The sequence below is a fragment of the Acinetobacter sp. FDAARGOS_515 genome, from assembly GCF_003938865.1.
Classification (GTDB): Bacteria; Pseudomonadota; Gammaproteobacteria; order Pseudomonadales; family Moraxellaceae; genus Acinetobacter; species Acinetobacter ursingii.
Genome location: NZ_RKIX01000003.1, coordinates 1,340,809 through 1,357,146, shown reverse-complemented (window position 1 = coordinate 1,357,146; position 16,338 = coordinate 1,340,809). Strand labels below are relative to the sequence as shown.

Sequence of the window (16,338 nt, the reverse complement as noted above, 5' to 3'; positions counted from 1 at the left end):
ACATAGCCTAATTTTTTAGTTCAGACATTATCTTTTCGAATAAAATTATTGATTTTTTGTGTACTTAGCTATACTTTTTTTAATGAAGATTTCAAACTGTAGCTTCACTAAAGCTTAAGAACTGTAACATTTCATCCGAATATAACCATTCAAAAAAATGAGGACCATATGACACAGCCATCTTCCAATTCTCCTTTCTTTGCCAGAAATAGTATTGAAATAAAAGATAATCCTTTATCTCCCAATGGGCGTTTTAATCGTCTAAGTTATCTAGGTTGGTATGGTTTTTTAAATATTGTGACCGTAGTTGCCTATTTAGCATTAGGCGTTTTTGTGGGCGCGTTTAGTCTAAGCACCTTTTCCATTAATGATCGAGTCATGGATTTGTTTAGTGGCGCGATGGGCATCGGCATCTTGGTGTTATGGGCAATCGTTGCCTATTTTCATATCGTTTTTTTAGTTCGTCGTTTACATGATGCCAATCGTAGTGGTTGGCTGTGCTTATTGATTTTAATTCCGCTCGTACAATTTCTATTTATGCTTTATGTGCTTTTTGTTCCAGGAAGCAAAGGCTTGAATGATTATGGTGCACCGCGTCCGTCAGCCGTATGGGAAAAAATTCTGGCGTGGCTCATGATTATTGTCATGATTTTAAGTCTATTTTCTGTTGCCAGCCTGATTTCATTCATGTCTAGTACAGGCGAACTGCAAACCCCAACAGAGATCGTACAAAAAGGTACAAGCTATTTCTAATCTCTATTGCAACCTAGTTGAGGGATATAGGTGATCGTACTACACTATCGCCTTGTTTTTTAAAGCTGGTATTTGGGAAATCAATGTGGCCGAAGATAATAAACTGAGCGATGTCGCAACCGATACCGCTCAACTGATTCAACAAGCGGGTGAGAAAACCACAAAATCGGTCATTCAACATACTGAAAAATACCACGATGCCTATACCGCGATTGATAAAATCGTGGATAGCTTCTGGGAACGTGTGCCTTACTTATGCATTGCTTTGGCCGTTTTTTTGATTTTTTGGCTTTTAACCAAAGTCTTTAAATTTTTTATCGCCAAAACCCTCAGCAATCGCAGTTATACCCGCCAGAATCTGGTCTTGGTACTGAATCGTGTCGGTAGTGTTTTGATCATGTTTGTGGGTTTCCTCATTGCACTGGTGATTGCCATTCCCGGTTTTACCCCAAGTCAACTGGTCAGTGCGCTAGGGATTGGTTCGGTGGCGATTGGTTTTGCCTTTAAGGATATTTTCCAGAACTTATTATCAGGCGTTCTGATTTTATTGGGTGAACCATTTCGTATTGGCGACGATATTATTGTCAATGGTATGGAAGGAACCGTCGAAGATATTCAAATCCGTGCGACTTTTTTACGTTCGCCTGATGGTCGCCGTTTAGTGATTCCAAATGCAACGGTTTATACCAGCGCTATTACGGTGAATACTGCTTATCAACGTCGACGTTGCCAATTTGTGGTGGGTATTGGCTATGAAGATGATGAACAAAAAGCAAAATCGATTATTCTGGATATTCTGAATAATAACCGTAATGTCCTGAGTCAGCCTGCATTTAGTGTCAATGTCACCGCATTGGCCGATTTTTCAGTTAATCTTACCGTTCAATGGTGGGTAGACACGACAGAAACAGGGATTTCAGCTTCGATTAGTGAGATTCAGGCTGAAGTCAAACAGGCATTTAGTGCAAATGCCATCAACATTCCTTACCCGATTCAGGAACTTAAAGTCCATCAAAGTGCACCAGAATTACTCAATACAGCAACAACTGCAGAATCAAACAGACAATCTTCCCAATAAATAGGAAATAGCGGTTTCTGTTCTTAAAATACGGTTGCCTAAGTGATACGCTTGGCAGCCGTTTTTGGTCAGTAAATCTACCTCATAAGGAATAAATCCACCTTCTGGCCCAATAATGATGCTGCAAGGATGATCAATTGCATAGGGCATGGCAGTTTCTGCATAAGGATGTGCCAAATAAGCAGGTCGATCTTTATCGATCATTTGCGGCAAAATATCTTCAACAAATGGCTTAAAACGTGGGTATAACTCAATTTCGGGAACAACCACATCTCCTGCCTGCTCCAAGCCTAAAGTCACATAATGATCCAATTGTTTTAAAAAAGGCGTTTGCCAATAACTTTTATCCACACGATAACTGTGGATAAGTATCAACTTGTCCACACCCAATGTCACGCTGTCCATCACAATACGACGTAACACTTTGGGTCTGGGCAATGCCACAATTAAAGTCACGGGCAATTTGGCAGGCACTTTTTCTTGTTGAATCGGTTCAATCCAGATTTTATCGAAATCAATTTTTTTTATTTCAACGAGATAGCGTGTCTCATTGCGAATCCCAACTTTGAGCCGATCACCGACATTCAATTTTAAATGCTGAATAATATGCTGATATTGTCTGGACTGGTGAATGACCCACAATGTCTCTTTAACATCCTCGGGTTCCAATAACACAATATTCATGCATCCTTCACCTGTTGATCCAGATAGTGGTCGATTACAGCGATATGGTGTAGTAATGACCCCTGATTCCGCGCTAACACTCGTTGTGCCTGAGCTGCCATATGTTTTGCAGCCTCTTGATCATATAAATAATGTCGAAACGCTGCCACTGCCGCCTGTGCATCGGGTGCAATGTCAATCGCCTGTTCAGCAACACATTCATCCACGATATTTTGAAAATTAAAATAATGCGGGCCAATCACGGTCGGCACATAAAGCGCCATCGGTTCCAAAATATTATGTCCGCCCCCCGGTTGATTGAGCGAACCACCGACAAAACAGACCTGACTTAAGGCATACCATGACCATAATTCACCCATACTATCAGCTAGATAAACTTGAGTGTCGGGTTGAACGTTCTGACCCAAACTACGTCGTTGAGTGTTTAGATTGAGTTTCTGGCATAATTGAAAGACTTCATCAAAACGCTCAGGATGACGCGGTACCACGATACATAATAAGGCAGGATTATTTTGTAAATCCTCTCGCAGTGCCTCAAGTAATAATTGTTCTTCTGGCGCATGGGTACTGGCAAGTGTAATGATTTGACGTTCTTTCAATCTCCATTGCTGTTGTATTTGCTCGGCTTGCTCAAGAAAATGGGGGGGGGCTGAAATATCGAATTTGATATTACCTACTATTAGTGCTTTTTGTGCGGCTAAACCCAATTCAATATAGCGCTGTTGGGTGGGTTGATCCTGTGCCAATAAAATATCTATTTTACTCAGCATCGCTCGGGTTAAACCCGCTACTCGTGCATAGCCTTTAGCCGATTTTTCAGAAAGCCGAGCATTGAGTACCATCACTGCAATCTGATGTTGTCTGGCTTGATCGATTAAATTTGGCCATAATTCTGTTTCGACTAAGGCCAAAAAACGTGGCTGGTATTTTGCAAAAAACTGTTGCAGCAGATCAATTTGATCCACAGGCAAATATACCGCCTGAAATAGATCCAGATACGGTTCTTTTAAAAATAAAGATTTGGCGCGCGTCTGACCTGTTTTGGTGGTATTGGTCACCAGAACGGGATAACCCAATTTTAAATAATGTTCAATCAATGGGTGCGCGGCATTGGTTTCACCCACTGAAACTGCATGAAACCATAAGGCATGACGATTTTTAACAGGCTGAAATGGCCCAAAACGCTCCAGACATTCCTGTTGATAGAGTGCATCTGTTTCAGCGCGCTGTTTGATCTTCCAGCGATAAAAAGGCTTGATACACGCCAATAAAAAGTTATACCAAAATGGAGTCGCCAAATAGTTTGATCTCAATTGATTTTACAGGGCTTGAATATAACAGAGCGGCACACTTTTGTTAAAGTGTGCCGCTCTAAAGAAAATGGACTGTTTAAGCTTCGAGGGTATGCTCAGCTAAAGCCGGATAATCGGTATATCCCAATGCACCTTTAGCATAAATGGTTTCTGGATTTAACTCATTGAATGGCAGATTCTTCTCCAGACGTTCCAATAAGTCAGGATTGGCAATATAGGCTTTACCAAAAGAAACCGCATCTGCTTCACCTGATGCCAAAAGCTGTTTGGCTGATTCAGGCGTTAGGTTTTCATTGGCGATCCACGCCCCTGTAAATTGCTGACGCAATTGTGGGCTAATACTGTCTTCAGCTTGATATTCTCTTGAGAAAACAAAGGCAATCTGGCGCTGACTCAGTTGTTGCATCACATAGCCAAAGGTTTCCAGTGGATTGGCATCCCCCATGTCATGCGAATCTGCTCGCGGTGCAATATGCACGCCAACACGTCCTGCACCCCAAACCTCAATAAATGCATCGACTACTTGTAACAATAAGCGCGCTCGATTTTCAAGGCTACCGCCATACTCATCTTCACGTTGATTAGTGGTACTTTGCAAGAATTGGTCAATCAAATAACCATTTGCCGCATGCAACTCCACTCCATCAAAACCAGCAACTTTGGCTAACTCCGCGGCATGTTTATATTGCGCGACAATCTCCTGAATCTCTTCAATCGATAATGCACGTGGGGTTACATATGGACGTTTTGGTCGTAATAAACTGACGTGTCCAGCTGGTTGAATGGCACTTGGTGCAACGGGTGTATCGCCATCCAAAAGATCTGGATGAGAAATACGTCCCACATGCCAAAGCTGAACCACCATTTTTGAGCCTTGTGCATGGACTGCCTCTATAATTGGCTGCCATGCTTGTGCCTGTTGCTCTGACCACAGTCCTGGTGTTTCTGCATAACCGACTGCTTTAGGGGCAATCAATGTCGCCTCAGTCAAGATCAGACCTGCATTGGCGCGCTGGGCATAGTATTCCTGCATCAATTGATTAGGAACACGAGTTTCACCACTTCGTGCGCGGGTTAAAGGAGCCATGACCAGACGATTTTTAATTTCAAAATCGCCAATTTTCAAGGGAGAGTTCAATTCAGCCATAATCGCCTCGGCTCACACTGTTTGCTTGAGTTACAGTGCTTGTTTTAAATGATCGAGATATTGCTGAATCAATGCTTCATTACGCGAAAAATAAGACCATTGACCATATTTTTCGACCTTAATCAATCCTGCCTGTTGCAATACAGACAAATGATTGGACATGGTAGATTGGGAGACATTGCCTAAACGTTCAATGTGACCCGCACAAACACCACGTTCAAAATTGCCACACTCTTCTACCGACAAATAATGAGCTGGCTGCTTTAACCATTGCAAAATTTGCCGGCGAGTCGGATTGGCTAAGGCTTTAAAAATCGCATCTACATCCATAAACCTTGCTCATGGGTTAAATGACAAAGCATTGTTCAACACCTGATCTCATTATATCGAATAATTTAGATATTAATATCTATTTTTATAGATATATTGTCATCGCATGTAAATTTGCTTTGCCAATTGACTTGTAACTTAGAGACCTTGTTTTAAACTGGCTTCAATAAATTTGTCCAGATCACCATCCAGTACAGCGCCAGTATTGGAGTTCTCAACCCCAGTTCTTAAGTCTTTAATACGTGAATCATCCAGCACATAAGAGCGGATTTGACTGCCCCAACCGATGTCAGATTTGGAGTCTTCCAGTGCCTGAGCAGCTTCATTACGCTTACTCATTTCCAGCTCATACAATTTGGCACGTAACTGTTTCCATGCATGATCACGGTTCGCATGTTGCGAGCGCTGATTTTGACATGCCACCACAATCCCTGTTGGCGCATGGGTTAAACGCACCGCAGAATCGGTTTTGTTAATGTGCTGACCACCCGCACCTGAAGCGCGGTAAGTATCGGTACGCACATCGGATGGATTGATTTCAATTTCGATATTGTCATCAATTTCAGGTGATACAAACACCGCGCTAAATGAAGTATGACGACGATTACCACTATCAAAGGGTGATTTACGTACTAAGCGATGTACACCCGATTCGGTGCGTAACCAACCATAGGCATACTCACCCTCTACACGGATAGTCGCAGATTTAATGCCTGCCACATCGCCATCTGACTCTTCCATCAATTCAGCTTTAAAGCCATGACGTTCAATCCAGCGCATATACATCCGTAACAGCATCGATGCCCAGTCTTGCGCTTCTGTACCGCCAGACCCCGCCTGAATCTCGACATAACATGGATTTGGATCCATGGGGTTGCTAAACATCCGACGGAATTCTAGCTTGGCCAGTTCTTCTTCAGCGGTGGCAAGTTCAGCGTCCACATCCACCAGTAAGCTTTCATCATCAGCTTCAACCGCCAAATCCAGCATGGCTTTGGCATCTTCAAGTTGTTCAGCCAAACCATCCAGCACATTAATTATATTTTCAAGCTCGCCTTTTTCTTTGGCCATCGCTTGAGCGCGACTCTGGTCATTCCAGATCGCAGGATCTTCTAATTCACGCAGGACTTCTTCTAAACGTTCTTTTTTCAGATCGTAGTCAAAGATACCCCCGTAGTGTTTGACTACGATCAGTTAAATCTTTTAATTGGTTTAGATAAGGATTAATTTCCACGCGATTATGCTCACATCAAAAATAAATAGCGCATTATTTTAGCATAAAGTGTTTTTTAAGACATGATATGAAACATGATCACTGCGATGAAAACCTCAGACCGCACACTGAAAAAACTTAAAATAAGCTGAATAGCTTTCTGTATTCGGCTTCATTATTGCTATTTATTAAAGCATTTTACTCTCCATCATGATGTGCATCTGAAAATCTTGACTCACAAAAATGCCTCTTTATTGAGCAAAATATTACAATACTCACAAAACTACGTATCTTTTAATAAAACAAAACATTCAATTATTTTATTTAATTACAATAACTTATATTTAAAAATTTACATTGCAATTACATTATTACACTACAGTTACTAAGCCAAGATTGACGCACCATAATTTTCCAATACACTCTAAGTTGTAACAAAAGATTTACTTTTTTAAAAACTTTGGAGGGGAGATTTCCATGAAAAAATTAGCAATTGCATCTGCTTTATTATCCACATTGGCCTTTGTAGGCATTGGTACTGCACATGCCTATCAGGCTGAAGTCGGCGGTTCTTATACCTATAATGACTGGGATGACTATGATGCAACTCATCAGTTTGGTTTAGATGGAACTTACTATTTTAACCCTGTACAAACCCGTAATTCACCACTTGCAGAAGCCGCGTTTCTTGACCGTGCTAGTAACGTGAGTGCCAACGTTAAATATGCAGACAACGATGGCGTAAAAGATACTAACTACGGTATTGGCGCTGAATACTATGTTCCAAATAGTGACTTCTATGTGAGTGGTCGTATTGGTCGTGAAGAATTTGAAGTCGATAACAGCCCAATTGATAGTAAAACAACTCTTTACGGCGCTGAAATCGGTTACTTACCAACACCAGGTTTGTTACTTGCTTTGGGTGTAACAGGTTATGACCAGAAAGATGGCGATGATGGTGCTGACCCAACTATTCGTGCCAAATATGTGACTCAAGTCGGTCAACATGATGTAAACCTTGAAGCATACGGTGCATTTGGTGATCTAGATGAATATCGTGTTCGTGGTGATTACTATATCGATAAAACACTTAGCGTAGGTGCAGATTACTACAATAACGACTTAACAGATCGTGATGAGTGGGGTATTAACGCGAAGAAATTCCTCAATCAACAAGTCAGCGTTGAAGGTCGTATCGGATTTGGTGACAACTACAACACTTATGGTGTTCGTGCTGCTTACCGTTTCTAATTCAAAACAATCCTTAAAAAAAATCGCTCAAATTGAGCGATTTTTTTATTTTAAAATTTAATGAATATAACTTATTTATTTCAGTCAGCATTGTCCCCCATCTTTTATTTAATTTTTATTTTAGTAAACGTTTACACCTCCAAAATGTAAATAAAACTTTACATTTTTATAAATTACGAATACTCTTAATGTAAAGCAAACTTTACATAGGTATCCAATGAATAAATCTCGTGCTGTTCTGGAATTAGTTTTAGCCATTACATTTTATGTGGTGATCTTAATTATTTCATTAAAAGCACTTACTCATATTGAAAATCAATCGTTAAAAGTCTTGGTTTCTTTACTTCCCGTGCTTCCCGTTATACTGGTGATCTGGGTTATTATTCGTCAATTTATTCGTTTTGATGAATTACAGCGTAAAATTCAATTACAAGCACTCGCCATTAGTTTCCTCGGCACCGCATTCCTTACTTTTAGCTACGGCTTTTTGGAAAATATTGGATTTCCCAAACTGACCATGTTTATTGTCTGGCCTATGATGGGAACCTTTTGGTCAATGAGTACAATTATAGGTTCTTGGTATTACAATCGATGAGAAATAAGCTTCCTACACTACGCAAAAATCAAGGATTATCGCAAAATGATTTGGCTGTTTTGCTGGGTGTGTCTCGCCAAACGATTAATGCCATTGAAAAAGGCCGTTATGACCCGAGTCTGTCTCTGGCATTCAAATTATCAAGACAGTTTAAATTAACAATTGAGGAAATATTTCCTCAAGATGAAAACAGCTCAGATCACGCTATTGAATAAATAAGAACGCTTTCATTTCACATAAAAAGGGCAAAATAAAAGCAAGTTCGTTATTTAGCCTACTTTTATGTTGTTTTCTAAATTCAATTATTGTTCTAAATAAATAATCCGTAGCTGTAAGCTGACCGAACCATTAAATTGATTGCGCTCCAGTTCATACACCAGCCGTACACTTTCTTTCATTGGATTGAATTCAAATTTATCTTTTGCATTAAAGGCAATAGCATCCACTGTTGCACCATGATCCAAAGCCAGTTTAAGCTTCAAATGACTCTCTTTGAGCCAGCGATAATCAAGTACTCCAAACTCCCCTTCAAACTGAGGTAAGGGAAATTTATGTCCCCACGGTCCGAGCTGTTCGATCTGACTCAGTGTTTCCAGATCAAAAGCGTGATGCGGCAAATGACCATCTGTCCATAATGTGGCCTGAAATAATTCCTGATCCATATCCGCGAGCAAATCGGTGAAATGTTGTTTAAATGCCTCAAAATGATCTTTATGCAAAGTTAAACCCGCTGCCGCAGCATGACCACCAAAATGACTAATTAACTCTGGATGGCGCTCCGCCACACGTTCAATTGCATCACGGATATGAATACCATCAATAGAACGTGCCGACCCCTTAATATGCTGCCCATCTTCATCTGGCGCAAAGACAATACTGGGACGATGAAATTGTTCTTTTAAACGACCCGCCACAATCCCGATCACCCCCTGATGCCAACTTTGTTCGAATAAGACTAAGGCAGAAGGAATGCTCTCTGTCTCCAGTTGAAGCTGCTCCAGATAACTGAGAGCCTGTTGCTTCATACTGGTTTCAACTTGACGGCGTTCAACATTGAGCTGATTCAGTTGTACTGCAATCTGATAAGCCTTGGCATAATCATCTGCCAATAAACATTCAATGCCGATATTCATACTGTCCATGCGTCCAGCGGCATTGATGCGTGGGCCGAGGACAAAACCCAAATCCTGCGCTTTTAAACTGGCTGCATCACGTTTCGCGATTTCTAGCAAAGCCAATATGCCTAGACGACATTGTTGTTGCTGAATCCGCTTTAGACCTGCATCGACTAAAATTCGGTTGTTATAATCCAGACTCGCCACATCTGCATAGGTTCCGAGTGCCACCAAATCCAGATATTGACTTATTTTAGAACTGCTTTTATTCAGCTTGCTGCGGTAGGTCGCTAGATTTGCCAGTAAATAAAAAGCCACACCGACACCCGCCAATGCCTTACTTGGAAATTCACAGCCTAGTTGGTTGGGATTGACCACGGCTTCAGCCTGTGGCGTAGCTTTGGTGGTTAGATGGTGGTCGGTGATAATGACCTGCATGCCTAATTCATGACAACGCTCAACACCTGCATGACTGGAAATCCCATTGTCTACCGTAATCAATAAATCTGGCCGAAAAGTGTGATCTGCCAACTCTGCAATGGCAGGCGTTAAGCCATAGCCATATTTAAAGCGGTCAGGAACGAGATATTCAACTTTTGCGCCCATATCACGCAGTACCAAGATCATTAATGCCGTACTGGTGGCACCATCTGCATCATAATCCCCGACAATCACGATCTTTTGTTGCTGATCAATCGCCTGATCAATCAATTGAATCGCTTTGTCCAGATCTTTCAACTGCGGCGCAAGCAAATGTTTAAGTTTTAAATCAAGCTCATCATTTGAATTGACCCCACGACGTGCCAGAATTTCAGCAATAAAAGTCGGCACACCCTGAAACTGTTCAGGATGTGTCAATAAAGGGCGTTGTTTAATTTGAAATTGGGTCATTTACAATATTTGTCGACTTTTAACTTACAAATAATTGAGTTACATGAAGAGAATGGGGCGCTGAAACCAAATTAATATCAAACTTTAATGAGGGCTCAATTCTTGAACTTGCATTATGAATTCTAAAAGAAATTTGCCATCCTTCATTTAATGTGACTAGTAAGGTTGTATGTGAATTTTCTTTATATACAACTTCTATTAATCTATTTGGGAGTTTAAGTTTTGGAACTCTAGCTTTAGGCTTAATACTTTTGAATGGTAGATTCAACGTACCATGCAAGTTATAAGATTGAATTTCAACCTTATTACTTCCCTTAATAACTTTATAAAAATCTTTATTGCCTATCAAATACTCTACCAATCTTGCGGCAACAATCCCGGGATTTTCCTTGTCTAGACGAATTAACTCTTCTTTAAAAGCATCCAAAACTGGTATATATACAGAACTATGATAATCTCCTAACGTTTCCCATTTTTGGGTTGATTTACTAGTTTTCTTGATTTGAGCTAGATGATCAAAGATTGGTTTGATTTTACTAAAATAAGTATTAGTACAAGATAAACCTAACCATTTCTGACCAAAATCAATATCATTGGATAAACGAGAATGTTTTACTGCTCTATGATTATTCTTTGCGGATATACCAATTTCCCAATTTTGTGAAGAACGTAATGCCAAAACATCACGGACATCTCCTGACTCCCCAGCCTTATCAGCAACAATTTCTAATTGTAATACATCCTTTATATCAATTTGATTAGATAGACGTGGCTCTAGATCAATCAAATAATTAATAGCAAAACTTGCAATCAATCTAAATTTATCTTGTTCAGCTTCAAGGAAACTATTAAAACAATTCAATGCTGTGTTATATGGTTCATTCTCAATAATCTCTATTACTGAAACAAGAGATGTCAAACGAGCTTGAAATTCAAGTAATACCGCATATTCAAAAGCTTTGCCATTAATTGTTTGCTTTGCCACTTTCACCATTATGCAGACATCCTGTTTACAATCTCACTTAATTTTTCTTTTACAACAGCCCCATTAACTTCTTCAGAAAACGTCCTATTAGTTGATATCTTTATTGCATTTAAATCACTATAAATTTTTTCTGCTAAGGTTTTTCCCATTTTTACTGGAACAGCATTTCCAATCATTTTATAGGCAGCACTAACTTTTTTGTAATCAAAGAAAAAATTATCTGGAAATGTTTGAATTCTTGCACATTCACGAATACTTAATCTGCGATACAGATGCTCTTGTCCTTTTATAAATTCACGGATATTTTGCTCTACAAACTTCATCTTAGGCGCTTGTGGATGCAATGGAGCATGCCGACCACCAGCTTGAATTGTAAAAGAAACCTCATCCCATGATCTAACTCTATTTCTTGACATATAAATGGATGAAAATCCACCAGTCATATATTCATGATTTAGGACTTTACAATCAGCTCCATTCGTGAGGTTTCCATCTTTCGCTGGTAAGACATTTTCACTTAAATCACCAATTGCTTGTGCTAATGTAATTTTATCAATAGGTGTTATTGGTTTAGGAAACTCAAATCTCTTACCTAAATCTTCTCTATAACCTACAAAAAAAACTCGCTTTCTATCTTGGGGAACACCAAAATCTGCAACATTCAAAAGCTCAAAAGAAAGTTTATACCCAATCTCTTGGAACATTTGTTTGATATGTTCCAAAGCTTCTTTGTGTGCAGGTAATAACATTCCGGAAACATTCTCTGCTAGAAAGAATTTTGGTTTTTTGTCAGCAAGAATTCTCATAAATTCATAAAAAAGCTGTCCTCTTTTGTCCGTAATACCACGTTTTGACCCAGCTTCTGACCAACTCTGACAAGGTGGACCACCAATGATTCCATCACAATCAGGTACTTCATCTGATGAAATATCAACGATGCTTCTCTTATCTAAAATTGTATTCTTATGATTTAGCTCGTAGGTTGACCAAATTTCTTTATCATATTCATTCGCCCAAACTACATCAAAGCCAGCTTGCTCAAAACCCAAATCCAGACCACCAGCTCCTGCAAAAAACGATACGACTTTCATAAACTGATACTTTATACTGAACAACTTGAGTAATGATCTAACCATTATTGCCAAATTGCAATTTAAAACTGAAATCATTGCGACAGAGAACGTCGTTTAATACTAAAAACTTACATCAATAGCTTTAAAAAATAATCAGACAACCCAATTCTGAGCAATAAAAGTCGGCACACCCTGAAACTGTTCAGGATGTGTCAATAAAGGGCGTTGTCTAATTTGAAATCGGATCATCTAAGGCATTAAACGCTGTAACTTCCATGTACCATCCACTTTCGCATAACTGAGTCGGTCATGTAAACGGTTGGGTCGACCTTGCCAAAATTCATAATAATCAGGCTGTAGGCGATATCCCCCCCAAAACTCGGGTTTAGGCAATTCAGCTTTGTCACCCACCTGACCATGGAGCTGATTAAAACGCTGCACCAACACATCACGACTTTCAATGACACCACTTTGTGGCGTACTAATGTGTGCCGCAATCTGGCTATCACGTGGACGCTTATGATAGTAATCAATCGCTTCAAGTTCAGGGATTTTATTAACTTGACCACCAATCCGAATCTGTCGTTCCAGATCATGCCAATAAAACATCAGCTCGACATAAGGATTTTCAGCTAAATCCTGTCCTTTTTGACTGTCATAGTTGGTATAAAAATCATAACCAGCTTCTGTTGCACCACGCAGCAACAGCGTCCGTACATGTGGGCGACCTTGAACATTACAGGTTGCCACCGACATGGCATACGGCTCATGAACTTTTGCTTCTAGTGCGTAATTAAACCACTGTAAAAATTGCTCATGAGGATTTGGACTGACTTGATTTTCATACAGCTCACCTTTTTCATAACTGAGACGTAATTCACTCAGGTCTTTAATCAGGTCACTCATATGATTTCCCCTTTCATGCAGCAGTGGCGTGAAAACGCACAGCTTCAGCCAAATGATTGGCAAGCGCTGTCACTTCTTCTTGTTGATCACCTTCGACCATCACTCGAATGACTGGTTCTGTGCCTGATTTACGAATCAATAAACGACCACGACCTTTCAGTTGTGCTTCGGCTTTTTCAAACTCTGCCACCAAAGCAGGTACCGCATACGGATCGATCATTTGATCAAGACGAACATTGACCAAGACTTGTGGAAATAGTTTAAAGTCAGCGACCAATTCATGCAGCGCTTTTTCTTGTTCAACCATCACGGTCAGCACTTGCAATGCCGCAATAATTGCATCACCCGTAGTACTTTTATCTAAAGTTAAAACATGACCTGATGGTTCCCCACCAATCACCCAATTATTTTCCTCAAGCGCTTGCAGCACATAGCGGTCACCCACTTTGGCACGAACGAATGGCACTTGTGCTGCTTCCAGCGCCAATTCCAGCGCCATATTGCTCATGACTGTTCCCACAATACCCGCAGGCTTGTTGTTGGCCTGAGTCGCCAAAATATACAAAATATGATCGCCATCAACCTGATGACCAAATTGATCCACCATAATCACACGATCCGCATCGCCATCAAAAGCAATGCCAAGATCGGCTTGATGCTCTAGCACTGCTTTTTGTAACTGTTCTGGATGGGTCGAACCACAATGTTCATTGATATTTAGACCATTTGGTTCGTTGTATAAGGCCACGACTTTGGCGCCCAATTCACGAAACACCGCTGGTCCGACGCTATAAGCTGCACCATTGGCACAATCCACCACAATTTTTAAATTACGCAGGTCAAAATGATAGGGAAACGTCGATTTACAAAATTCGATATAACGTCCATTGGCATCTTTAACCCGAACGCTTTTCCCCAGATTGGCGGTATTTTCGATCTGGATGTCATGCTCTAATTCTTGATTGATTTGTTCCTGTAAATGATCAGGTAATTTTTTGCCTTCACTGGAAAAAAACTTAATACCATTATCATAATAAGGATTATGCGATGCTGAAATCACAATCCCCGCGTGTGCATGTAAAGCACGCGTTAAGTGAGCAATCGCAGGCGTTGGCAATGGCCCTAATAAGTGCACATACACCCCAGCCGCATTCAGACCTGCCTGTAAAGCGGCTTCCAGAATATATCCTGACAGTCGTGTATCTTTGCCTAATACTACCAATGGTTTGGCTTTAGGATTGGTGCGTACCAGAACCTTACCTGCGGCAAATCCTAGTTTGAGTGCAAACTCAGGGGTAATCGGCATTTCTCCAAATTTTCCACGAATGCCATCTGTTCCAAAATAACTCATGTTCTACTCACTTATTATGGACTGCTCGATCACAGCCTTTCTCTCATTGTGTTTACTTTACACCAAAACAAAAATGCCGTCAGTGAACTGACGGCATTTTCATGTGTAGCGATGGTGAAATTTAACCCACCCGATAATTCGGGGCTTCTTTGGTAATGGTCACGTCATGCACATGTGACTCTTGCATCCCCGCAGAGGTAATTTTCACAAACTTGGTATTCTGACGCATCTCTTCAATATTGGCAGAACCTGTGTAGCCCATCGATGAACGTAAACCACCCATCATTTGATGCACTATCGCACTCATTGGACCTTTATAAGGAACACGACCTTCGATACCTTCTGGTACCAATTTTTCAACACCCGCTTTGGCATCCTGAAAATAACGATCCGATGAACCAGTCGCGCCAGACATTGCACCTAATGAGCCCATCCCACGATACGCTTTATAGTAACGCCCTTGGAAAAATTCAACTTCACCCGGTGCTTCTTCGGTACCCGCCATGAGTGAACCGACCATAATCGTACTGGCACCCGCAGCAATGGCTTTTGCCAAGTCACCTGAATAGCGAATACCGCCATCAGCGATCAATGGAATTTGTTCTTTCAGTGCAGAAGCGACATTATCAATCGCTGAAATCTGTGGAACACCGATACCCGCAACGATACGTGTGGTACAAATCGAACCTGGTCCAATCCCGACCTTCACTGCATCCGCACCTGCATCGAGCAACGCTAAAGCCGCATCACCTGTTGCGATATTGCCACCAATGACCTGAACTTGTGGGTAGTTTTGCTTCACCCAACGCACACGCTCAATCACGCCCGCAGAATGACCATGCGCAGTATCCACCACGATCACATCGGCCCCTGCTTCAACTAGCGCTTCTACACGTGCTGGAGTTTCAGCACCTGTACCTACCGCAGCACCCACGCGTAAACGACCTAATTCATCTTTACATGCATTTGGATACAGTTCAGCTTTACGGAAGTCAGTCACCGTAATCAAGCCTTTCAAGGCATGGCTGTCATCCACCACCAATACTTTTTCAATACGATGTTTTTGCAATAAAGCTTGAATATTTTCTTTAGATTCGCCCTCTTTCACCGTCACTAAACGGTCTTGGGGGGTCATGATATTGCTAACCGGCTGATTTAAGTTCGTTTCAAAACGTGTGTCACGCCCTGTCACAATCCCAACCACTTTGCCATCTTTGACCACAGGTACGCCACTAATATTATTGGCCTGTGTAATGGCAATCAGTTCACCTACTGTCGTTTCAGGGGTCACCGTAATCGGGTCTTTCACCATGCCTGCTTCAAACTTTTTGACACGACGTACTTCTGCTGCTTGCGCGGCAATATCCATATTTTTATGCAAAATACCAATACCACCGTTTTGAGCCATAGCAATCGCCATACGTGACTCAGTCACAGTATCCATTGCAGCCGAAACAAGAGGAATATTAAGTTGAATACCGCGGGTCAAACGTGTCTTTAAGGAGACATCTTTTGGAAGAACTGTAGAGTAGGCAGGGAGTAATAAGACATCATCGAAGGTTAACGCTTCTTGAACGATGGTCAGCATAACAATCTCACTGGTAGTTTCCGTGCGCTATTATAAACAAATTTGCCATTAAATTTCATTTTTTA

The 16,338-nt window shown here is 40.9% G+C and carries 16 protein-coding genes and 1 pseudogene; 5 read left to right on the top strand and 12 right to left on the bottom strand.

Annotated features, from left to right (window positions below; translation table 11 throughout):
- The first annotated feature begins 168 nt into the window (after window positions 1–168).
- Together EGS47_RS07865 and EGS47_RS07860 are read left to right on the top strand one after the other, a co-directional pair.
- Window positions 169–753, top strand: a complete 585-nt coding sequence (locus EGS47_RS07865; protein WP_125269505.1) for a DUF805 domain-containing protein — start codon at window positions 169–171, stop codon at window positions 751–753.
- 85 nt (window positions 754–838) lie between these two features.
- Complete coding sequence (locus tag EGS47_RS07860) at window positions 839–1,831, top strand: mechanosensitive ion channel family protein (RefSeq protein ID WP_005005638.1); 993 nt, start codon at window positions 839–841, stop codon at window positions 1,829–1,831.
- On the opposite strand, the gene EGS47_RS07855 is transcribed toward EGS47_RS07860, so the two are convergent.
- The 5 genes from EGS47_RS07855 to prfB form a co-directional block, all read right to left on the bottom strand.
- Window positions 1,808–2,515, bottom strand: coding sequence for a 16S rRNA (uracil(1498)-N(3))-methyltransferase (locus EGS47_RS07855; protein ID WP_005005626.1), 708 nt, complete (start codon window positions 2,513–2,515; stop codon window positions 1,808–1,810). The genes EGS47_RS07860 and EGS47_RS07855 overlap by 24 nt on opposite strands.
- Window positions 2,512–3,813 (bottom strand): 3-deoxy-D-manno-octulosonic acid transferase, encoded by a 1,302-nt coding sequence (locus tag EGS47_RS07850; RefSeq protein ID WP_005005624.1) that lies wholly within the window; start codon window positions 3,811–3,813, stop codon window positions 2,512–2,514. The genes EGS47_RS07855 and EGS47_RS07850 overlap by 4 nt, the downstream gene beginning before the upstream one ends.
- A gap of 91 nt (window positions 3,814–3,904) precedes the next feature.
- Window positions 3,905–4,975 carry an alkene reductase gene (locus tag EGS47_RS07845; protein WP_005005621.1) on the bottom strand — a complete coding sequence of 357 codons (1,071 nt, stop codon included), beginning with the start codon at window positions 4,973–4,975 and terminating at the stop codon, window positions 3,905–3,907.
- Between the two features lie 30 nt (window positions 4,976–5,005).
- Window positions 5,006–5,305 (bottom strand): ArsR/SmtB family transcription factor, encoded by a 300-nt coding sequence (locus EGS47_RS07840; protein WP_004985826.1) that lies wholly within the window; start codon window positions 5,303–5,305, stop codon window positions 5,006–5,008.
- Between the two features lie 138 nt (window positions 5,306–5,443).
- Window positions 5,444–6,539, bottom strand: a protein-coding gene (prfB, locus tag EGS47_RS07835; RefSeq protein ID WP_119686381.1) for a peptide chain release factor 2 whose coding sequence is annotated in 2 segments (ribosomal slippage) — window positions 5,444–6,466 and window positions 6,468–6,539 — 1,095 coding nt in all. Because the reading frame shifts where the segments join, the coding sequence is not laid out codon by codon here.
- 456 nt (window positions 6,540–6,995) lie between these two features.
- On the opposite strand from prfB, the gene EGS47_RS07830 reads away from it, so the two are divergent.
- The 3 genes from EGS47_RS07830 (at window position 6,996) to EGS47_RS07820 (ending at window position 8,579) form a co-directional block, all read left to right on the top strand.
- Window positions 6,996–7,769 (top strand): putative porin, encoded by a 774-nt coding sequence (locus EGS47_RS07830; protein ID WP_005005618.1) that lies wholly within the window; start codon window positions 6,996–6,998, stop codon window positions 7,767–7,769.
- A 217-nt stretch (window positions 7,770–7,986) separates the two neighbouring features.
- Window positions 7,987–8,364 carry a hypothetical protein gene (locus EGS47_RS07825; protein ID WP_004985833.1) on the top strand — a complete coding sequence of 126 codons (378 nt, stop codon included), beginning with the start codon at window positions 7,987–7,989 and terminating at the stop codon, window positions 8,362–8,364.
- Complete coding sequence (locus EGS47_RS07820; protein ID WP_004985834.1) at window positions 8,361–8,579, top strand: helix-turn-helix transcriptional regulator; 219 nt, start codon at window positions 8,361–8,363, stop codon at window positions 8,577–8,579. The genes EGS47_RS07825 and EGS47_RS07820 overlap by 4 nt, the downstream gene beginning before the upstream one ends.
- An 87-nt stretch (window positions 8,580–8,666) precedes the next feature.
- On the opposite strand, the gene recJ is transcribed toward EGS47_RS07820, so the two are convergent.
- The 7 genes and pseudogenes from recJ to guaB form a co-directional block, all read right to left on the bottom strand.
- A complete protein-coding gene (gene recJ / locus EGS47_RS07815; protein ID WP_005005615.1) occupies window positions 8,667–10,370 on the bottom strand; it encodes a single-stranded-DNA-specific exonuclease RecJ in 1,704 nt (567 codons plus the stop codon).
- A gap of 19 nt (window positions 10,371–10,389) precedes the next feature.
- A complete protein-coding gene (locus EGS47_RS07810; protein ID WP_005005613.1) occupies window positions 10,390–11,364 on the bottom strand; it encodes a HaeIII family restriction endonuclease in 975 nt (324 codons plus the stop codon).
- Window positions 11,364–12,446: a DNA cytosine methyltransferase gene (locus EGS47_RS07805; protein WP_005005610.1), complete on the bottom strand. Its 1,083-nt coding sequence runs from the start codon at window positions 12,444–12,446 to the stop codon at window positions 11,364–11,366. Before EGS47_RS07805 ends, EGS47_RS07810 begins: the two co-directional genes overlap by 1 nt.
- A 150-nt stretch (window positions 12,447–12,596) precedes the next feature.
- Window positions 12,597–12,677 (bottom strand): annotated as a pseudogene (locus EGS47_RS18900) (hypothetical protein); the annotation flags it as partial.
- A complete protein-coding gene (gene pdxH / locus EGS47_RS07800) occupies window positions 12,678–13,334 on the bottom strand; it encodes a pyridoxamine 5'-phosphate oxidase (RefSeq protein WP_005005604.1) in 657 nt (218 codons plus the stop codon).
- Between the two features lie 13 nt (window positions 13,335–13,347).
- Complete coding sequence (glmM, locus tag EGS47_RS07795) at window positions 13,348–14,685, bottom strand: phosphoglucosamine mutase (RefSeq protein ID WP_005005603.1); 1,338 nt, start codon at window positions 14,683–14,685, stop codon at window positions 13,348–13,350.
- Between the two features lie 121 nt (window positions 14,686–14,806).
- The gene (gene guaB / locus EGS47_RS07790) at window positions 14,807–16,273 is read right to left on the bottom strand and encodes an IMP dehydrogenase (protein WP_004985847.1); all 1,467 of its coding nucleotides are present in this window, start codon (window positions 16,271–16,273) and stop codon (window positions 14,807–14,809) included.
- Window positions 16,274–16,338: the final 65 nt, after the last annotated feature.

Bases quoted from the DNA above. Each gene is read 5' to 3' on its own strand.
- EGS47_RS07865 (WP_125269505.1), top strand. From the start codon at position 169: ATGACACAGCCATCTTCCAATTCTCCTTTCTTTGCCAGAAATAGTATT.
- EGS47_RS07855 (WP_005005626.1), bottom strand. From the start codon at position 2,515: ATGAATATTGTGTTATTGGAACCCGAGGATGTTAAAGAGACATTGTGG.
- EGS47_RS07845 (WP_005005621.1), bottom strand. From the start codon at position 4,975: ATGGCTGAATTGAACTCTCCCTTGAAAATTGGCGATTTTGAAATTAAA.
- EGS47_RS07840 (WP_004985826.1), bottom strand. From the start codon at position 5,305: ATGGATGTAGATGCGATTTTTAAAGCCTTAGCCAATCCGACTCGCCGG.
- EGS47_RS07830 (WP_005005618.1), top strand. From the start codon at position 6,996: ATGAAAAAATTAGCAATTGCATCTGCTTTATTATCCACATTGGCCTTT.
- EGS47_RS07825 (WP_004985833.1), top strand. From the start codon at position 7,987: ATGAATAAATCTCGTGCTGTTCTGGAATTAGTTTTAGCCATTACATTT.
- EGS47_RS07820 (WP_004985834.1), top strand. From the start codon at position 8,361: ATGAGAAATAAGCTTCCTACACTACGCAAAAATCAAGGATTATCGCAA.
- recJ (WP_005005615.1), bottom strand. From the start codon at position 10,370: ATGACCCAATTTCAAATTAAACAACGCCCTTTATTGACACATCCTGAA.
- EGS47_RS07810 (WP_005005613.1), bottom strand. From the start codon at position 11,364: ATGGTGAAAGTGGCAAAGCAAACAATTAATGGCAAAGCTTTTGAATAT.
- EGS47_RS07805 (WP_005005610.1), bottom strand. From the start codon at position 12,446: ATGAAAGTCGTATCGTTTTTTGCAGGAGCTGGTGGTCTGGATTTGGGT.
- pdxH (WP_005005604.1), bottom strand. From the start codon at position 13,334: ATGAGTGACCTGATTAAAGACCTGAGTGAATTACGTCTCAGTTATGAA.
- glmM (WP_005005603.1), bottom strand. From the start codon at position 14,685: ATGAGTTATTTTGGAACAGATGGCATTCGTGGAAAATTTGGAGAAATG.
- guaB (WP_004985847.1), bottom strand. From the start codon at position 16,273: ATGCTGACCATCGTTCAAGAAGCGTTAACCTTCGATGATGTCTTATTA.